The sequence below is a fragment of the Vogesella mureinivorans genome (genome assembly GCF_007644035.1).
GTDB classification, from domain to species: domain Bacteria; phylum Pseudomonadota; class Gammaproteobacteria; order Burkholderiales; family Chromobacteriaceae; genus Vogesella; species Vogesella mureinivorans.
Genome location: NZ_VMTV02000246.1, coordinates 1 through 501 on the forward strand (window position 1 = coordinate 1; position 501 = coordinate 501).

Sequence of the window (501 nt, forward strand, 5' to 3'; positions counted from 1 at the left end):
ACGCTTAGGTATCAGACAAAATCAACGACAAAAAAGACATTGTTCAAAAGTCCCGCATGCGAAGTGGAGACCCGAACAATGTCTGGCAAAACAATTGAAAGTTTTCAAATACGAGTGTACATGAATGCACGAGAACTGGGGTTGACTCAGGTAGATTCAGCTACCATTGCCGAATTTTCAGAACGGACTGGCCAACGCATTGAGGCTGGCACCCATCAGCCCAAGCGAGGGCAAGAGCGCCCTCGCCGTACGGGTCATGATCCACTAGCCGAGGTCTGGGAAAGCGAATTGAAACCGATGCTAGAACGAGAGCCAGGGCTAACGCCCATGACCCTATTCGAGTATCTGCAAGAGCGCTATCCCGGACAATACCCTCAGGTACTGCGAACCCTGCAACGACGAGTGCAGGAATGGAAAGCCCTGCATGGTGAAGCGCGGGATGTGATGTTCGAATTGCGGCATGAGCCAGGGATGATGGGGTTTTCTGACTTCACCGAACTC

1 protein-coding gene is annotated in these 501 nt (G+C 51.7%); it reads left to right on the plus strand.

The features are described from left to right. Nucleotides 1-78: 78 nt before the first annotated feature. A partial coding sequence (locus tag FLQ44_RS08110; protein ID WP_500692539.1) for an IS21 family transposase occupies nucleotides 79-501 on the plus strand: 423 nt, incomplete at its 3' end.